Origin of the sequence: Methyloceanibacter sp. (assembly GCF_041573655.1) — a bacterium.
Lineage (GTDB): Bacteria > Pseudomonadota > Alphaproteobacteria > Rhizobiales > Methyloligellaceae > Methyloceanibacter.
In genome coordinates this window covers 26,008-43,021 of sequence record NZ_JBFFQD010000001.1, presented here as the reverse complement: position 1 = coordinate 43,021, position 17,014 = coordinate 26,008, and the positions used below count along the sequence as shown (strand labels likewise).

At 62.4% G+C, this 17,014-nt stretch carries 20 protein-coding genes; 17 read left to right on the top strand and 3 right to left on the bottom strand.

The window, feature by feature from the left end; translation table 11 throughout:
* Positions 1 to 110 precede the first annotated feature (110 nt).
* The 6 genes from ABY454_RS00230 to ABY454_RS00205 all read left to right on the top strand — a co-directional run bounded on the left by ABY454_RS00230 (position 111) and on the right by ABY454_RS00205 (position 3,851).
* Complete coding sequence (locus ABY454_RS00230) at positions 111 to 1,514, top strand: OFA family MFS transporter (protein WP_372928145.1); 1,404 nt, start codon at positions 111 to 113, stop codon at positions 1,512 to 1,514.
* The gene (locus ABY454_RS00225; protein ID WP_372928144.1) at positions 1,514 to 1,651 is read left to right on the top strand and encodes a hypothetical protein; all 138 of its coding nucleotides are present in this window, start codon (positions 1,514 to 1,516) and stop codon (positions 1,649 to 1,651) included. The genes ABY454_RS00230 and ABY454_RS00225 overlap by 1 nt, the downstream gene beginning before the upstream one ends.
* Before the next feature lie 184 nt (positions 1,652 to 1,835).
* A complete protein-coding gene (pqqA, locus tag ABY454_RS00220; RefSeq protein ID WP_045363338.1) occupies positions 1,836 to 1,925 on the top strand; it encodes a pyrroloquinoline quinone precursor peptide PqqA in 90 nt (29 codons plus the stop codon).
* Positions 1,926 to 2,148: 223 nt separating this feature from the next.
* Positions 2,149 to 2,238 (top strand): pyrroloquinoline quinone precursor peptide PqqA, encoded by a 90-nt coding sequence (gene pqqA / locus ABY454_RS00215; RefSeq protein ID WP_372928143.1) that lies wholly within the window; start codon positions 2,149 to 2,151, stop codon positions 2,236 to 2,238.
* A 225-nt stretch (positions 2,239 to 2,463) separates the two neighbouring features.
* Positions 2,464 to 2,781 carry a multidrug efflux SMR transporter gene (locus tag ABY454_RS00210; RefSeq protein ID WP_372928142.1) on the top strand — a complete coding sequence of 106 codons (318 nt, stop codon included), beginning with the start codon at positions 2,464 to 2,466 and terminating at the stop codon, positions 2,779 to 2,781.
* Complete coding sequence (locus tag ABY454_RS00205; RefSeq protein ID WP_372928141.1) at positions 2,778 to 3,851, top strand: MaoC family dehydratase; 1,074 nt, start codon at positions 2,778 to 2,780, stop codon at positions 3,849 to 3,851. The genes ABY454_RS00210 and ABY454_RS00205 overlap by 4 nt, the downstream gene beginning before the upstream one ends.
* Here the strand turns inward: ABY454_RS00205 and yegS are convergent.
* Entirely contained in the window at positions 3,848 to 4,753 is a 906-nt protein-coding gene (yegS, locus tag ABY454_RS00200) for a lipid kinase YegS (protein ID WP_372928140.1), read from the bottom strand. The two genes, ABY454_RS00205 and yegS, sit on opposite strands and share 4 nt — an antisense overlap.
* A 119-nt stretch (positions 4,754 to 4,872) precedes the next feature.
* On the opposite strand from yegS, the gene ABY454_RS00195 reads away from it, so the two are divergent.
* The 6 genes from ABY454_RS00195 to ABY454_RS00170 all read left to right on the top strand — a co-directional run bounded on the left by ABY454_RS00195 (position 4,873) and on the right by ABY454_RS00170 (position 9,183).
* Positions 4,873 to 5,379, top strand: coding sequence for a superoxide dismutase family protein (locus ABY454_RS00195; RefSeq protein WP_372928139.1), 507 nt, complete (start codon positions 4,873 to 4,875; stop codon positions 5,377 to 5,379).
* A gap of 100 nt (positions 5,380 to 5,479) precedes the next feature.
* Positions 5,480 to 5,629, top strand: coding sequence for a hypothetical protein (locus tag ABY454_RS00190; protein ID WP_372928138.1), 150 nt, complete (start codon positions 5,480 to 5,482; stop codon positions 5,627 to 5,629).
* A gap of 130 nt (positions 5,630 to 5,759) precedes the next feature.
* Positions 5,760 to 6,164: a succinate dehydrogenase, cytochrome b556 subunit gene (gene sdhC / locus ABY454_RS00185; RefSeq protein WP_372928137.1), complete on the top strand. Its 405-nt coding sequence runs from the start codon at positions 5,760 to 5,762 to the stop codon at positions 6,162 to 6,164.
* Positions 6,165 to 6,166: 2 nt separating this feature from the next.
* Entirely contained in the window at positions 6,167 to 6,541 is a 375-nt protein-coding gene (sdhD, locus tag ABY454_RS00180) for a succinate dehydrogenase, hydrophobic membrane anchor protein (protein WP_372928136.1), read from the top strand.
* A gap of 6 nt (positions 6,542 to 6,547) precedes the next feature.
* Entirely contained in the window at positions 6,548 to 8,392 is a 1,845-nt protein-coding gene (sdhA, locus tag ABY454_RS00175) for a succinate dehydrogenase flavoprotein subunit (RefSeq protein WP_372928135.1), read from the top strand.
* Between the two features lie 2 nt (positions 8,393 to 8,394).
* Positions 8,395 to 9,183 carry a succinate dehydrogenase iron-sulfur subunit gene (locus tag ABY454_RS00170; protein ID WP_372928134.1) on the top strand — a complete coding sequence of 263 codons (789 nt, stop codon included), beginning with the start codon at positions 8,395 to 8,397 and terminating at the stop codon, positions 9,181 to 9,183.
* 5 nt (positions 9,184 to 9,188) lie between these two features.
* On the opposite strand, the gene ABY454_RS00165 is transcribed toward ABY454_RS00170, so the two are convergent.
* Complete coding sequence (locus tag ABY454_RS00165; protein WP_372928133.1) at positions 9,189 to 9,644, bottom strand: hypothetical protein; 456 nt, start codon at positions 9,642 to 9,644, stop codon at positions 9,189 to 9,191.
* 181 nt (positions 9,645 to 9,825) lie between these two features.
* On the opposite strand from ABY454_RS00165, the gene ABY454_RS00160 reads away from it, so the two are divergent.
* Entirely contained in the window at positions 9,826 to 10,308 is a 483-nt protein-coding gene (locus ABY454_RS00160) for a cupin domain-containing protein (protein ID WP_372928132.1), read from the top strand.
* A gap of 4 nt (positions 10,309 to 10,312) precedes the next feature.
* Here the strand turns inward: ABY454_RS00160 and ABY454_RS00155 are convergent, their stop codons facing one another.
* Complete coding sequence (locus tag ABY454_RS00155; RefSeq protein WP_372928131.1) at positions 10,313 to 10,789, bottom strand: hypothetical protein; 477 nt, start codon at positions 10,787 to 10,789, stop codon at positions 10,313 to 10,315.
* Positions 10,790 to 10,981: 192 nt separating this feature from the next.
* Between ABY454_RS00155 and mdh the strand changes: the two genes are divergently transcribed.
* The 4 genes from mdh (at position 10,982) to ABY454_RS00135 (ending at position 17,008) form a co-directional block, all read left to right on the top strand.
* Entirely contained in the window at positions 10,982 to 11,950 is a 969-nt protein-coding gene (gene mdh, locus ABY454_RS00150; protein WP_372928130.1) for a malate dehydrogenase, read from the top strand.
* A 21-nt stretch (positions 11,951 to 11,971) separates the two neighbouring features.
* Positions 11,972 to 13,132: an ADP-forming succinate--CoA ligase subunit beta gene (gene sucC / locus ABY454_RS00145; protein WP_372928129.1), complete on the top strand. Its 1,161-nt coding sequence runs from the start codon at positions 11,972 to 11,974 to the stop codon at positions 13,130 to 13,132.
* A 57-nt stretch (positions 13,133 to 13,189) separates the two neighbouring features.
* Entirely contained in the window at positions 13,190 to 14,068 is an 879-nt protein-coding gene (gene sucD / locus ABY454_RS00140) for a succinate--CoA ligase subunit alpha (RefSeq protein WP_372928128.1), read from the top strand.
* A gap of 75 nt (positions 14,069 to 14,143) precedes the next feature.
* Complete coding sequence (locus ABY454_RS00135) at positions 14,144 to 17,008, top strand: 2-oxoglutarate dehydrogenase E1 component (protein WP_372928127.1); 2,865 nt, start codon at positions 14,144 to 14,146, stop codon at positions 17,006 to 17,008.
* The last annotated feature ends 6 nt before the right edge of the window (positions 17,009 to 17,014 follow it).

The window sequence follows — 17,014 nt, the reverse complement described above, 5'->3', positions numbered from 1 at the left end:
AGTAAGATTGGCGCGCCAAGAGCCCTTGCGATATGCGCAAAGCCCGGCCAGACTACCGGCCAACAAGCGCAGCAAGCGCATAAAACGATGTTCTAGGGGGGATTTGACGCATGGCGACCGCAGCGCAGGCGGATTCTTGGAGCCTTCTTCACTGGCTGGACCGATCGCACACCGTGGCCAAGCCCGGCTTCAGCCGTTGGCTCGTGCCGCCCGCCGCCTTGTGCGTGCATTTGTGCATTGGCCAGGTTTACGCCTTCAGCGTGTTCAACCTGCCGATGACCAAACTCATCGGCATCACCGAGTCCGCCCCTGACGACTGGAAGCTGACCGAGCTCGGCTGGATCTTCTCCATCGCCATTGTGTTCCTCGGGCTGGCGGCGGCGTTCACGGGCACCTGGCTCGACCGCGTCGGCCCGCGCAAAGCCATGGTCACCGCGGCCCTGTGCTTCGGCGGCGGTTTTCTGATCTCCGCGCTCGGCGTCTATCTGCACGAGCTTTGGATCGTCTATCTCGGCTATGGCGTGATCGGCGGCTGCGGGCTCGGCCTCGGCTACATCTCGCCGGTGAAGACACTGATCACCTGGTTCCCGGACCGGCCGGGCATGGCCACCGGTATGGCCATTATGGGCTTCGGCGGCGGCGCGATGATCGCCTCGCCGCTTTCGGTCTGGCTGATGGACTACTTCTCCAGCCCCACCGATGTGGGCGTCACGGGAACCTTCATCACCATGGGGCTCATCTACATGTTCTTCATGCTGGTAGGCGCCACCATCGTGCGCGTACCTGCCGAAGGATGGGCACCTGAGGGCTATGTGGCGCCGGCTGAGTCCAAGAAGATGGTCACCACCGCCCATGTCCATGTGGACGAAGCGCTGAAGACCCCGCAATTCTACCTCCTGTGGGGCGTGCTCTGCTTGAACGTGACGGCGGGTATTGGCGTGCTGGGCCAGGCCTCCGCCATGAGTCAGGAGATGTTCCCCGGCAAGATCACGGCGGCGGCGGCGGCCGGGTTTGTCGGCCTGTTGAGCCTATTCAACATGATCGGCCGCTTCTTCTGGGCCTCGACCTCGGACTATATCGGCCGGCGCAACACCTACATGATCTTCTTTGCGCTGGGCATGGCGCTCTACGCCGCCGTGCCCTGGACGGGCGAGACCGGCTCGATCATCCTGTTCGTCGCCTTCTACTGCATCATCATGACCATGTATGGCGGCGGCTTCGCCACCATCCCCGCCTATCTCAGGGATGTCTTCGGCGTCCGCTATGTGGGCGCCATTCATGGGCGTCTCTTGACCGCCTGGTCCACAGCCGGCGTCCTCGGGCCCGTGCTGGTGAACTACATCCGCGAGTACCAGATCAATAACGGCGTGCCCAAAGCAGACGCCTATTCGGTCACCATGTACATCATGGCCGGGTTGCTCCTGGTGGGCTTCCTGCTGAACTGGCTGATGACCCCCGTGGATAAGAAGCACCACATGACCGAGGCGGAACTCAAAGCCTCAATGGAGGGATGATGAGCGAGCCAACCGAACAGGAGAACGTCTCCGGCGCCAATACGATCAAGCTCGCCCTGGCCTGGTCCTTTGTCGGCATTCCCCTCATCTGGGGCGTGCTCAACACCCTGTCCAAGGCGGCCCTGCTGTTCCAGTAGCGACGTTGAGCCCATGAATCTGGCGTGAATCTGGCCCGTTCAGCAGCCGGTTTGGTAGCGGTAATTCAGCTAGTGCATTGTTCTACAATGATTATTCTATTCAGAATCTGTTAATGCGCGAGTCATGCGGTTCTCATCCTAGCTCCCCATTATCTCGTCTTGAAGTTCACCGAAGGAGACGATCATGAAAGAGTGGCTGAAGCCCGAGATCACCGAGTCCGAAGCTGGTATGGAAGTGACTTCTTATCTTCCGGCTGAGCTCGACCGCGCTTAATTCGCGCTGATCTAGCAAGTTTTCGAAATGGCGGTCCCAGCGATAGCGGGGCCGCCATTTTCGTTTGGGCGCTCGCCATCCGTCCCGCCTTCGGCGCCTCCCCCCTGCGACATCCTGTCAGATTCCGCTAATCTGGCTGTCAGATTGCGTTCATGAGCGCTTCATGCGGTTCTCATCGCCAAGGCCCATATTCAGTGAGCAACTTTAGAAAAGGAGACGCATCATGAAAGAGTGGATGAAGCCTGAGGTTACCGAATCCGAAGCTGGCATGGAGGTTACCTCCTATCTTCCGGCTGAGCTCGACCGCGCCTAATTAGACGCGAAGCCTTTTTGTTTTGCTGCAATGGCGGCCCCAGCGAATAGCGGGGCCGCCATTCGTTTTTGACGCACGCTTTAGACGCACCCCTGCCCGTCACCGCATCCGGTGGGGTGACAGAGACCCCTCCCGAATTTATGGTCCGCCTCGTCAGGCGCGCTTTCGTCCTTAAACGGGCCGCCTCCCCGCCAACTCGAAATGGTGCGACCCAGAGGTGACCCCATGTCATGGGCCTTGCTTGTGCTTGCAGGACTATTCGAGGTCGGCTTCGCCTCCACGCTGAAGCTGACAGAGAACTTCACAAAGCTCTGGCCAACCTTGATATTCACAGTCTGCATTATCTTGAGCTTCGTGCTCCTCAACCGGGCGCTGAAGGACATCCCCATCGGCACGGCCTACGCCGTGTGGACGGGAATCGGCGCCGCGGGCACTGCCATGGTCGGCATCCTCGTCTATAAGGAGCCGGCCACGGCGTTGCGCCTGTTCTTCATCGCCACGCTTATTGGCTCCATCATCGGACTGAAACTCGCAACAAAATGACCGACACCACAGACAAGATCGACCGGACCATCACCGGCAATTATTTCGAGGATTTCACGCTCGGCCAGGAGATCGTGCACGCGACCCCGCGCACGGTGACCGTCGGCGATGTGAGCGTCTACACGGCCCTTTATGGCGGCCGGTTCGCCGTGCAGTCCTCGGACGCCTTTGCCCAAGGCATCGGCTATCCGCGCTCGCCGATCGACGACATGCTCGTGTTCCACTTCGTCATCGGCAAGACCGTGCCGGACATCTCGCGCAACGCCATCGCCAATCTTGGCTATGCCGAGTTCCGCTTCGAGACGCCCGTCTACCCGGGCGACACGATCGCGTCCGTATCCGAGGTGATCGGCGTCAAGCAGAACTCCAGCGGCAAGAACGGCACCGTCTATGTGCGCACCACGGGGCGCAACCAGAAGGGCGAGGTGGTGCTGAGCTTCAAGCGCTGGGTGATGGTCGTAAAGCGCGACCTCGACTTACCGGCGCCGGAAACCGTCATTCCCGAACTCGACAAAGAGGTGCAGCCCGACAGCTTCGGCAAGGCGCTCCCGCCGCTGAAGCTCACGGTCTACGACTACGCGCTGGCCGGAAGCCCACGCCGCTGGGAGGACTACCAGGTCGGCGAGAAGATCGACCATGTGGACGGCCAGACCATCGAGGAAGCCGAGCACCAGATGGCGACGCGGCTTTACCAGAACACGGCCCGCGTGCATTTCAACCAGCACCGGGAATCCCAAGAGCGCTTCGGTCGCCGCCTCGTCTATGGCGGGCATATCATCTCGATTGCTCGTTCGTTGAGCTTCAACGGGCTGGCCAACGCCTTCCATGTTCTCGGGCTGAATAGCGCGCGCCATGCCGCGCCGTCTTTCGCCGGCGACACCATCTACGCCTGGAGCGAAGTGCTCGACAAAGCCGAGCTTCCGGGCCGCTCCGACATGGGCGCGCTGCGCCTGCGCACTTTCGCCGTGAAGGACCGCAATTGCGCGGACTTCCCGGGCGTCAAGGACGACGGCAAACTCGAAGAGGGCGTCGTGCTCGACATGGACTATTGGGTGGCCCTGCCACGCTAGGCGCTAGCCGTTCCCAACACGACGGACAGGGCTTTCGGGCAAGCTCTGAATTCTAAACGACGACTCTGGATGGGCTCGCCGTCAAGGTTCACGTGGAGCGGTCTGTCCGTCTCAATCGTGAACGATGGCAGTTGCCTATAGAACAGGTGCTTGTTCTTGGGGCTTGTCGGATCTTTTAGTTCTTCAGTCAGATCACCGAGCCGTTCGGGCCTTTCGCCGCTCACGACAGCAATGTCGAGCAGCCCGTCCGTTAGACAAGCCTTTGGCGCGACGTCGTAGCCGCCACCAGCGAACCGGTTGTTGCCGACCGCCATGACCAGCATCGATCCTTCCTTCACCGCACCGTCGGCGAGGATCAGCCGGCCCTTATAAGGTTGAAGCTGGAATGCCTTGACAAAGCCCATGATGGAATAGGCCGCGCCGCCAAGGGCCTTCTTCATGTCCTGGGGCGTCGTCGCGGTGATCTCGGCCCCAAAGCCTCCGCTGGCGACGTTGATGAAATACTGTCCGTTCATCGAGCCAATATCGATGCTGGTCGGCTTTCCTGAACAGGCCAACTCAAGAGCGCTTATCAAGTCGCCCGCTGCAATGCCCGCACCCCTTGCAAAGTCATTGGCGGTCCCCAAAGGCAGTATCCCGAGCGATGCTTTCGGCGCCTTGCCCTTTCGTAGCATCGCGTTGACGACGGCGTTCAGGGTGCCGTCACCGCCGCCCGCTACGATCCGCTGTGCACCATCGGCAATTGCTTGCCGAACGAACCGGCGGAGGTCCTTTCCACGCCACGGAATGTAGACCTCGAAGTCTACCGACTGCCGAACGTGCTTGACCGCCGCCTTGACCTCAGGCCGTGTGCAGGACTTCTTATGGAGGATGAGGCAGATCGCTGCGCGCTTCTTGGTCATCGACATTCCTTTCCCGAGGCGATGTGCAGGCTGTCTGTTCCAACGGCCGCAGGTGTGTCATGTTCTAAGTCTACTGCATCGACGGGAGTTGTTGGACGATGAGAACAAGAGTGTCTCCCATGGAACTGAAAGCAAGGGTTGCAGCGGCTGCCTTGGCTCTGAGCGCCATCGCCTCGCCTGCGCTTGCCGCCGACACGGCAACGGCTGTCCTGAAGGACCCGGAGGGCAAGGACGTGGGCGCCGTGACGCTGCGGGCCGTCCCAACGGGTGTCTTGCTCGATACCAAGCTGAGCGGCTTTCCGCCTGGCGACCACGCATTCCACATCCACGGCACGGGCAAGTGCGAGCCGCCGAGCTTCAAGTCGGCGGGCGGGCATTTCAATCCGGAAGAAGACGAGCACGGGCTTGAGAATTCCGCGGGGCCCCATGGCGGCGACATGCCGAATATCCATGTGCCCGAATCGGGCGAGCTTCATATCGAGGTGCTCAACCAGATGGTGAGCCTCGGCGGCCTACTCGGCGGGGAAGGCACCGCCATCGTCGTCCACCAGAAGGGTGACGACTATAAGTCGAACCCGGCCGGCGACGCCGGGCCCCGCATCGCTTGCGGTGTCATCGCCGAATAGCCGGCGAAGAGGCCCCAGGCCTCCCGAATTAAACTTTCTGTCAAATATTTGGGCACCATGCTGAGCCTCACGATTCGTACTGCGTTGGGGGACTTAAAGCATGGACGGCCCGTACGAAGGCGACTGGGGCGGCACGGCCTATGTTATCGGCTCGCATGTCTGGGAAACAGTCGATGGCGGCAACACCTGGATCCTGTCCGGATTCACGGACGATATGAACGCCGGATTCGAAATCGCGACGCCCGCTTAGCCCTCACCCACGAAGAAGATCCGAAAGAGCGCGCCGGGCCCAGACCAAAGGAAGCAGGTCCGCCCGATTGCCCCTGCCCGTTGACTGAGCTATTCAAAGGACTCGACTGGGCAACACGCGCTAATAACCAATGTCAAATAAGCTAGAGGCAGAGCGTCCGCTCTCCCCGCATCTGCAAATCTATCGGCCGATGCTGACCATGATGATGTCGATCGCGCATCGCATCTCTGGCGCGGCGCTGGCCGTCGGCTTCGCACTTCTGACCTGGTGGCTAGTCGCGGTCAGCATGGGCCCCGGCGCCTATGATTGCGTTCAGAGCTTCTTCGGGAGCCTGGTCGGCCGCGCGCTTCTCTTTATGTTTACCTGGGCGCTGATCCACCACATGCTCGGCGGTATCCGCCATCTGATCTGGGATACCGGCGCCGGCCTCGACAAGACCACCATCGAAATTTTCGCTTGGGCGACGATTGTCGGCTCCACCGCACTCACGATCCTGGTCTGGGTCCTGGGCTATTGCCGGATGGGAGGGCTCTAGCCATGGCCACACCGCTTAAGCGCGTCCGCGGCCTCGGCGCCGCCCATCACGGAACGGAGACCTTCTGGCGTCAGCGCCTCACGGCCGTCGCCAACGTGCCGCTCGTGATCTTCCTCATCTGGTTCCTCGTCGAACATGTCGGCGCGAGCTACGAGAAGATGAAGGAGTGCCTCTCCAATCCGATCGTTGCCGTGCTCATGCTGGCGCTGATCTGGTCCGCGGCGATCCACATGCGCATCGGTCTCAGAGAGATCATCGAGGACTATCTGCACAACAAGCTGTGCAAAGTCTCCTCGCTGATTCTCGTGACCTTTTTTGCCGCACTGGTCGGTATCGCCTCCACGCTTGCTATTTTGAAGATCACTCTCGGAAGTTGACGCGTAATGCCTGAAGACGCCACGTCACAAGATACGCCGCACAACGCCGTCGCCGTGAACGGCCGCGCCTACGAGATCATCGACCACGCCTATGACGTCATCGTCGTCGGCGCCGGCGGCTCGGGCCTTCGCGCCGTTGTGGGCGCGAGCGAGGCGGGCCTGCGCACCGCGTGCATCAGCAAAGTGTTTCCCACGCGCTCCCACACCGTAGCGGCGCAAGGCGGCATCGCTGCGGCGCTCGGCAATATGGGGCCGGACGATTGGCGTTGGCACATGTACGACACCGTGAAGGGGTCGGACTGGCTCGGCGATCAGGACTCTATCGAATATCTCTGCCGCAACGCGCCGCAAGCGGTTTACGAACTCGAGCACTGGGGTGTGCCCTTTTCGCGCACCGCGGACGGCAAAATCCTGCAGCGCGCGTTCGGCGGCATGACCATGGATTACGGCAAGGGCCCGGTGAAACGCACCTGCGCCGCCGCCGACCGCACCGGCCACGCCATGCTGCACACCATGTACGGCCAAGCGCTGCGCCAGTCGGCCGAGTTCTTCATCGAGTATTTCGCCATCGACCTGATCATGGACGACGAAGGCCGCTGCCGGGGCGTCATCGCCATCGACATGTCGGACGGCTCGCTCCACCGCTTCCGCGGGCATCAGACGATCCTCGCCACGGGCGGTTATGGTCGCGCCTATTTCTCCTGCACGTCGGCGCATATCTGCACCGGCGACGGCAACGCCATGGTGCTGCGCGCAGGGCTCCCGCTGCAGGACATGGAGTTCGTACAGTTCCATCCCACCGGCGTTTACGGCGCCGGCGTGCTCATCACCGAAGGTGCGCGCGGCGAGGGTGGTTTCTTGCGCAACTCCGAGGGCGAGAAGTTCATGGAGCGCTATGCACCGTCCGCCAAGGATCTTGCGTCGCGCGACGTGGTCTCCCGCGCCATCACCATCGAAATCCGCGAAGGCCGCGGCCATGGTCCCGAAAAGGACTACATGCATCTCCATCTCGATCATCTCGACGAGGACATGCTGGCCGAACGGCTGCCAGGCATCACCGACATCGCCCGCATTTTTGGCGGCGTCGATGTGCGCAACGAACCGATCCCGATCATTCCGACCTGCCACTACAATATGGGCGGCATTCCTACCAATATGCATGGCGAAGTGATCGCCCCGCGCGGCGACGACAAAGACGCTGTCGTGCCCGGCCTCATGGCGCTCGGCGAAGCGGCTTGCGTGTCGGTACATGGCGCCAACCGTTTGGGCTCGAACTCGCTGATCGATCTCGTGGTGTTCGGACGCGCCGCAGCGCTGCGTTGCGCCGAGATCGTGGGCAAGGACACCGCAATTCCCGAACTGCCGAAAGGCGCGGGCGACGAGGCCATCGCACGCCTCGATCGCTTCCGCTATGCCGACGGCGGCACGCCGACCGCCGAGCTTCGCTTGGCGATGCAAAAGACGATGCAGCGCGATTGTTCAGTGTTCCGCACTAAGGAAGTGCTCGCCGAGGGCGTTGAGAACATCAAGAAGGTGTGGGACGACGCCGAGGACATCGCCGTTACCGACCGCTCGCTGATCTGGAACACGGACCTCATCGAGACGCTGGAGTTCGACAATCTCATCAGCCAAGCCGCCGTCACCGTGCAGGGCGCGCTGGCCCGCGAAGAATCTCGCGGCGCGCATGCCCGCGAGGACTTTCCGAAGCGTGACGACAAGGACTGGATGAAGCATACATTGTCTTACGCGAGCTACGGCACGCACACGGTCACGCTCGACTTCCGGCCGGTGCACACCTACACGCTGTCGAACGAGGTCAGCTACATCGAGCCCAAAGAGCGGGTGTATTAGACATGGTCCAGTTCACACTTCCCAAGAGCTCGAAAATCAAAAAGGGCAAGGAGTGGAATCCGCCGCCCGCGGGCGATGCGAAGGACCGCTGGCGCGAATACCGCGTCTACCGCTACGACCCGGAGACCGGTGAGAACCCGCGCGTCGATACCTATTGGGTCGACATGAACGAGTGCGGGCCGATGATTCTCGACGCACTTCTGTGGATCAAGAACACCGTCGATCCGACGCTCACCTTCCGCCGCTCTTGCCGCGAAGGCGTGTGCGGGTCCTGCTCCATGAACGTCGCCGGCACCAACACGCTCGCCTGCACCATGCACGCCGACGACGCCAAGGGCGCCGCGATCGCCATCTATCCTTTGCCGCATATGCCGGTGGTCAAAGACCTCGTGCCGGACATGACGCAGTTTTACGCGCAGCACCGCGCCATCGAACCTTGGCTTCAGACCGACAGCCCGACGCCGCAAAAGGAATGGCGCCAGAGTCACGACGACCGCGAAAAGCTCGACGGGCTTTACGAGTGCATCTTATGCGCCTGCTGCTCGACCGCCTGCCCGTCCTATTGGTGGAACAGCGACCGCTATCTCGGCCCGGCCGTCCTGTTACAGGCCAATCGTTGGGTGGAGGACAGCCGCGACGAGCGCACCGGTGAGCGGCTCGACGATCTCGAGGATCCGTTCCGGCTCTATCGCTGCCACACCATTTTGAATTGCACCAAGGCCTGCCCCAAGGGGCTCAACCCGGCCGCGGCCATCGCCAACATCAAGCGCAAGATGGTGGAGCGGACTTAAACCCGCTAGCGCGGGCAGCGCGGTAGCGAGAACGTGCAGCTCGGCACCGGCGTATTACGCAGCTCTTTGGCCTTCTCCGGATCGCGCTCGCTTTGCCATTGATAGGGGCTTCGCACGTTCATATGCGCATAGCTCACCCGCGCCAGCTTGCCCCGATCCATGGTGAGGCTCGCCGTACACTCAGCGTTCTTGATGTCCGCGCCCGGCACGGGACCGGGGCCGCTATAGTGATAGATCAGCGTCTCGGCGTTCGTTCCGGCCGGTATGCGCGAGCGGGGCTGGCCGGCGCAACGCAGCACGTCCGCCTTGCTCATGCCGATATAGGGCTTGCCGTGATCGACGCGGTTGAGCTCCCTGATGGCGTCCTCCGGGCCCGACCCGCCACCGCCGCAAGCGGTCAGCAGGGCGGCCGCACCAAGGGCGCCCAGAACCGCAGCTTTGGCTCGGGAAAGTTCCCTCATCAGGTCCTTTGCCCCACGTCCACGCACATCCATCCCTTTTCATAAGCTGGAAAAGGCCCTAGCGCCAGATTGCGAGGGCTTTGGGGCACCTCGCCCTATCCAGCCTCAGCGGCGGCGAGGCCCCTTCACATCTCGCGAAATTCACTGTTCCGCGCGGAGCCCGGCACGTAGGCTTGCACCCATGACCGCAAAACGGATTGTTGCCGCCCTCCTTGTCATAATGCTGGCAAGTATTGGTGGCGCCCCCGAGATCTTCGCGCGCGAGGACGTCCCCCCGCCCAAGGTCGAGGCGCAGCACCTTCTGACCAAGCCGCTCGAAGGCGAGCCGGGCAAGCAGATCGACATCCAGGTCTACACCTTTCCTCCGGGGAGCGCGGTGCCGTGGCATACCCACCCCGGCGCGCACGAGATCGAGTATGGGCTCCAGGGCACGCTGATGATCGAGGAGGAGGGCAAACCGCCCTACCCGCTGGAGGCCGGCAAGACCAACTATCTGGCTCCGGACGTGGTGCATCGCGGCTGGAATGCGAGCAAGACCGAGCCGGCCAAGATCTACGTGGTCCGTATCAAGCCGAAGGATGCGCCGCTGACCGATCTGGTTTGGCCGAAATCAAAGGCCGCAGAACCCGACGTGCCCAAGGCAGGCGCCTATCCGGAGCCTTGAGCCGTCAGGCGCGCCGTTTGCGCAGCAGCCCTGAGAGGCCGGCGGCCCAGGCCAGCGCCACCACGATCCAGTAATAGACCTTGGCGGGTGCGCCCAGCTCCATGCCGAGCGCGGAGCCGGCGAACGTGCCGAGCCCTGCAACCAGCGTGTAGAAGGCCGCGAAGGCGAGCACGAAGGCGGTGGCGAAGCGCGGCCGGAAGAAGCCGACCGCGGTCCCTACCAAGCCCCAGATGAAGTTGACCCCGGCCTGGAGGGGGTTCAGCCGAAAGCCCGGCGGGAAGCTCCGCGGATCCGTGTCGAAGCCATAGAAAAGATAGGTGATCAGCATGATGCCGCCCAACGCCAGGAAATAGGCGCTGAACCGCGCCGCCCAGACCACGGCCGGCAGAGGCGGGGTCGCATCCAGCTCCTCGTCCGTGGGCACTGACCTCTCAGCGTCCTTGTGGCTTTGGGCAGCTTTGGCCAGCGGCTTCTCCCCCATGCTCCTCGACCCCGTGGCTCCCTCAAATCTTGCGGCTCCTCTGGCAGCCTAGCCGATTGGGCGCCCGCTTTCATACGATTCGCCACCTTGCGCGACGGCCCAATTGCATTTAACCAACCAGCGAGTTCAGGCGGGCCCGAAATTGCTTCAGATGCGGCCCATTTCAGTCAGCGTATTCAACAGGGGGTTTTCATGGCGCGCAGTAAGATTGCACTGATCGGCGCCGGCCAAATCGGCGGCACGCTCGCCCACCTGGCCGGTATTCGGGAGCTTGGTGAGGTCGTTCTCTTCGACGTGGTGGACGGCGTACCGCAAGGCAAGGCGCTCGACCTGTCGCAGTCCTCACCCGTGGAGGGTTACGCGCCGAAACTCGCAGGCGCCAACGAATATGCCGAGATCAAGGACGCCGACGTGGTGATCGTCACCGCCGGCGTGCCCCGCAAGCCCGGCATGAGCCGCGACGACCTGCTCGAGATCAACCTGAAAGTGATGGAGCAGGTGGGCGCGGGGCTCCGCAAATACGCTCCGGAAGCCTTCGTCATCTGCGTGACCAACCCGCTCGACGCCATGGTCTGGGCCCTGCAGAAGACGTCCGGTCTGCCCCGCAACAAGGTAGTCGGCATGGCCGGCGTGCTCGACAGCGCCCGCTTCCGCTTCTTCCTGTCCCAGGAATTCGACGTCAGCCCGCAGGACATTCACACGATGGTGCTTGGCGGCCATGGCGACACCATGGTGCCGCTGATCCGCTATTCGTCGGTTGCCGGCATTCCGCTCGGCGATTTGGTCAAGATGCGCTGGATCACGCAGAAGCGTCTGGATGAGATCGTGCAGCGCACGCGCAACGGCGGCGCCGAGATCGTGGGCCTGCTCAAGACCGGCTCGGCCTATTACGCGCCGGCCGCGGCCGCGCTCGACATGGCGGAGTCCTACCTCAAGGACAAAAAGCGAGTGCTGCCCGCCGCCGCTTATCTCAACGGCGAATACGGCGTCAAAGGCATCTATGCCGGCGTGCCCGTGATCATCAGCTCCAAGGGCGTGGAGCGCGTCATCGAGCTTGACCTGTCGTCGGCGGAGAAAGACGCCTTCGTGCACTCCGTCGAGTCGGTGAAAGCTCTCGTCGAACTGTGCCAGCGGATCGCGCCAAACCTCGCGTCGTCGTAAGAGCGCCTTCCGGAGACTTCCATGAACATTCACGAGTACCAGGCCAAAGACCTGCTCAAGGCCTACGGCGCCCCTGTGGCCAAAGGTGTCGTTGCCAAAAGCGCCGACGAAGCGGCCGAGCTCGCCAAGGAGTTGAACGGGGAGATCTACGTCGTGAAGGCGCAGATCCACGCCGGTGGACGCGGCAAGGGTGGCGGCATCAAGATCGTCAAGACGATCGAGGAGCTGCACGCGGAGTCCGACCGCTTGCTCGGCAAGCCGCTGATCACCCCGCAGACGGGCCCGAAGGGGCGCGTCGTGCGCAGCGTCTACCTGGTCGAAGACACGACCATCGCCCGCGAACTTTATCTGTCGCTTCTGGTGGACCGGAGCACGGGGCGCATTGCGTTTGTCGCTTCGACTGAAGGCGGCGTGAACATCGAAGAAGTCGCGGCGAAGACGCCGGAGTTGATTACGACCATCGACGTCGATCCGGCCTCCGGCTTGAGCGGCTTCCACGGCCGCGTCATCGCCGACGCGCTGAAGCTCAAGGGCGACCTGGCCAAACAGTGCGGCAAGCTCATCAAGACGCTCTACACGCTGTTCGTTGAGAAGGATGCGAGCCTCATCGAGATTAATCCGCTGGTCGTGACCAAGAAAGACACTCTTGTCTGCCTCGACGCCAAGATCGGCTTTGAGGACAACGCGCTCTTCCGTCATCCCGACATCGAGGCGCTTCGCGACATCCACGAGGAAGACCCGGCGGAAGTCGAAGCCTCCAAACACGACCTCTCTTACGTCAAGCTCGACGGCAATATCGGCTGCATGGTCAATGGCGCAGGACTGGCGATGGCCACCATGGACATCATCAAGTTCTATGGCGGCGATCCGGCGAACTTTTTGGATGTCGGCGGCGGCGCGACCAAGGAGAAGGTCACGTCAGCCTTCAAGCTCATTCTGTCCGACCCGAATGTGAAGGCCGTGCTGGTGAACATCTTCGGCGGCATCATGCGCTGCGATACGATTGCCGAAGGCGTTATCGCCGCGGCGAAAGAGACGAATATCGCCGTGCCGCTGATTGTGCGACTCGAAGGCACAAACGTGGAGCGTGGCAAGGAGCTTCTGTCGGAGTCGGGCCTCGCAATCATTCCTGCTGACGACCTCGACGACGCGGCCAAGAAGGCCGTCGCCTCTATCGCCTGAGTTTCGACTTTCAGTATTTGTCACGAATCCTTCCACGAATGGGCTTAAGCTTTCATCATGTCTGTTCTCGTCGATAAGAACACACGCGTCATTTGTCAGGGTTTCACCGGCTCGCAGGGAACCTTCCACACAGAACAAGCGATCGCCTACGGCACCAAGATGGTCGGCGGCGTGACGCCCGGCAAAGGCGGCACCACCCACTTGGATCTGCCGGTGTTCGATACGGTGCGCGATGCGGTCGAGACGACGGGCGCGGAGGCGTCTGCCATCTACGTGCCGCCGCCCTTTGCCTCCGACGCAATCCTGGAAGCGATCGACGCCGGTATTGGCCTCATCGTGTGCATCACCGAAGGCGTGCCCGTACTCGACATGGTCAAGGTCAAGCGGGCGCTTTGCGACAGCGGCGCGCGGCTCATCGGCCCGAACTGCCCCGGCATCATCACGCCAGGCGAGTGCAAGATCGGCATCATGCCCGGGCATATCCACACGCCCGGCAAGGTGGGCGTCGTCTCGCGCTCCGGCACCCTCACCTATGAAGCCGTGGCGCAGACCACGGCGACGGGCCTCGGCCAGACCACCTGCATTGGCATCGGCGGCGATCCAGTCAACGGCACCAACTTCATCGATGCGCTCTCGCTCTTTCTGGAGGACGACGCCACCGAGGCCATCATCATGATCGGCGAGATCGGCGGCAGCGCCGAGGAGGAAGCGGCCGAATTCCTGATCAATGCCGGCAACACGAAGCCGGTCGTGGGCTTTGTGGCCGGCGCGACCGCGCCCCCCGGTCGCCGCATGGGACATGCCGGTGCCGTCATTTCGGGCGGCAAAGGCGACGCCAAGAGCAAAATTGAGGCAATGCAGGAGGCCGGCATTGTCGTTTCCCAGTCCCCCGCAGCCCTTGGAACGACCCTTGCACAGCTATTAGATAAAAGGTGAGCCGGGCGTCCAAAGCTCGCTTTAATTGCCCGGCAGGCTCGTGGTCGAACGGTTGACCGGCCAGGTTTTGGTGCAATGACACGACACGAACTGAACGAAGTGTTTGCCCGCACATCGTTCCTGGATGGCGCGAACGCCACCTATTTGGCGGAGCTATATGCCCGCTACGAGACGGACCCAGCCTCCCTCGATCCCGAATGGAGAAGCTTTTTCGCCAGCCTCGGCGATGACGCGACCGCTGTGTTGGCCGATGCAGCCGGCCCCTCCTGGGCGCCGCAAGCCCCCGCCCGGCCTGCTTCGGCCAAAGCTGGCGCCCTCACCCAGCAGCAAGCCATCGATGCGGCGCGCGACACGCTGGGCGCCCGCATGCTGATCCGGGCCTACCGCACCCGCGGCCATCTCATCGCCCAACTGGACCCGCTTCGCCTCAACCCGCGCGGCGACCACCCGGAACTCAACCCGGCAACCTATGGCTTCACTCCCGCGGATTATGCGCGGCCCATCTATATCGGCGGCGCGCTTGGCTTCGAATTCGCGAGCTTGCGCCAAGTGCTCGATGTTCTGAACAAGACCTATGCCGGCACGATCGGCTTTGAGTACATGCACATCTCCGATCCGGAGCAGCGCGCCTGGATCCAAGAGCGCATCGAGGGCGTCGACAAGAAGGTGCGCTTCACCGAGCAAGGCAAGCGGGCCATCCTCGCCAAGCTCATCGAGGCGGAGGGCGCCGAGCGCTTTCTCAACGTCAAATATACGGGCACCAAGCGCTTCGGGCTGGACGGCGGCGAGTCCATGGTCCCGGCGCTCGAGCAGATCATCAAGCGCGGCGGTCAGCTGGATGTCCGGGAGATCGTCATCGGTATGCCCCATCGCGGCCGGCTCAACGTGCTGGCCAATGTGATGGCGAAGCCCTGGCGCGCCATCTTCAACGAGTTCCGCGGCGGCTCGGCGCAGCCCGACGACGTCGAAGGCTCCGGCGACGTGAAGTACCATTTGGGCGCATCGTCGGACCGGGAATTCGACGACAACCGCGTGCACCTGTCGCTCACCGCCAATCCTTCGCATTTGGAAGCCGTGGACCCCGTGGTGCTGGGTAAGGTGCGCGCCAAGCAGGATCAGTTTGGTGACGCGGAGCGCAAAAAGGTCTTGCCGCTCCTGCTCCATGGCGATGCGGCCTTCGCCGGCCAAGGCGTTGTGCCTGAGTGCTTGGGGCTGTCAGGCCTGCGCGGTCACCGCACGGGCGGCTCGATCCACTTCATCGTGAACAACCAGATCGGGTTCACGACGGCGCCGCGCTTTTCGCGGTCTTCGCCCTACCCGTCCGACGTCGCCAAGATGATCGACGCACCGATCTTTCATGTGAACGGCGACGACCCGGAAGCCGTGGTCCACGTCACCAAGGTCGCCACGGAATTCCGGCAGCGCTTTGGCAAGCCCGTGGTCATCGACATGTTCTGCTATCGGCGCCACGGACATAACGAGGCCGACGAGCCGGCCTTCACCCAACCGCTGATGTACCGGCGCATTGCCAAGCATCCGCGCGTGGTGGATGTCTATGCCGACCGCCTCGTCGAGGAAGGCCTCTACACCAAGGAGCAGATCGACCGCCTCCAAGGCCAGTTTCGAGCCTATCTGGAGGAGGAGTTCGCAGCGGGCGAGACTTACCGCCCCAACCGCGCCGATTGGCTCGACGGCAAATGGTCCGGCATTGGCTTTGCGGAGGAAGGTGCGCGGCGCGGAACCACCGGCGTGGACCTCGACGTCTTGCGGGAGATCGGCTGCAAGCTCACCACGATCCCCGAGGGCTTCACGCCCCACAAGACCATTGCCCGCATCATGGATAACCGCCGCAAGATGATCGAGGACGGCAAGGGAATCGACTGGGCCACTGCCGAGTCGCTCGCCTACGGCACGCTCCTGGCCGACGGATTCCGGGTCAGGCTGTCGGGCCAGGATTCGGAGCGCGGCACCTTTTCCCAACGCCATTGCGTGCTGATGGACCAGGCCAACGAGAACAAATACACGCCGCTCAAGCACATCGCCAAGGACCAGGGCGACTTCGAGGTCATCAATTCGATGCTCTCCGAAGAAGCCGTGTTGGGCTTCGAATACGGCTACAGTCTCGCCGAGCCCAACGCGCTCGTGCTGTGGGAAGCCCAGTTCGGCGACTTCGCCAACGGCGCACAGGTGATCATTGATCAGTTCATCTCCTCCGGCGAGCGCAAATGGCTGCGCATGTCCGGCCTCGTGCTCCTGCTGCCGCACGGTTACGAAGGCCAGGGCCCGGAGCACTCCTCGGCAAGGCTCGAGCGCTATCTACAGCTCTGTGCGGAGGACAACTGGCAGGTGGTCAACTGCACCACGCCGGCCAACTACTTCCACGTGCTGCGGCGCCAACTTCATCGCGAGTTCCGCAAACCGCTCGTGCTGATGACGCCGAAGTCGCTGCTGCGTCATAAGAAGGTCGTGTCGGAGATGAACAATTTCTCTCCGGAGTCGAGCTTCCACCGGCTCTTGTGGGATCATGCCCAGTCGCATCCCAACCAGAAGATCACGCTTGCTCCCGACGATCGGATCAAGCGCGTGGTCATCTGCTCCGGGAAGGTCTACTACGATCTCTACGAGGAGCGCGAAAAGCGCGGCGTCAATGACATCTACCTGCTGCGCCTGGAGCAACTCTATCCCTTCCCGGCGCGCGCGCTCATTCAAGAACTCAGCCGCTTCAAGGACGCCGAGATGGTCTGGTGTCAGGAGGAGCCGAAGAACATGGGCGCGTGGAGTTTCGTCGAGCCGAACCTGTCTTGGGTGCTCGATCATATCGACGCGAAACACACACGTCCGCGCTATGCGGGACGTCCAAGTTCGGCCGCGACGGCCACGGGATTGATGAGTAAGCACCAGCGCGAGTTGAAGGTCTTCCTCGACGAGGCGCTGAGTTAGGTCAGG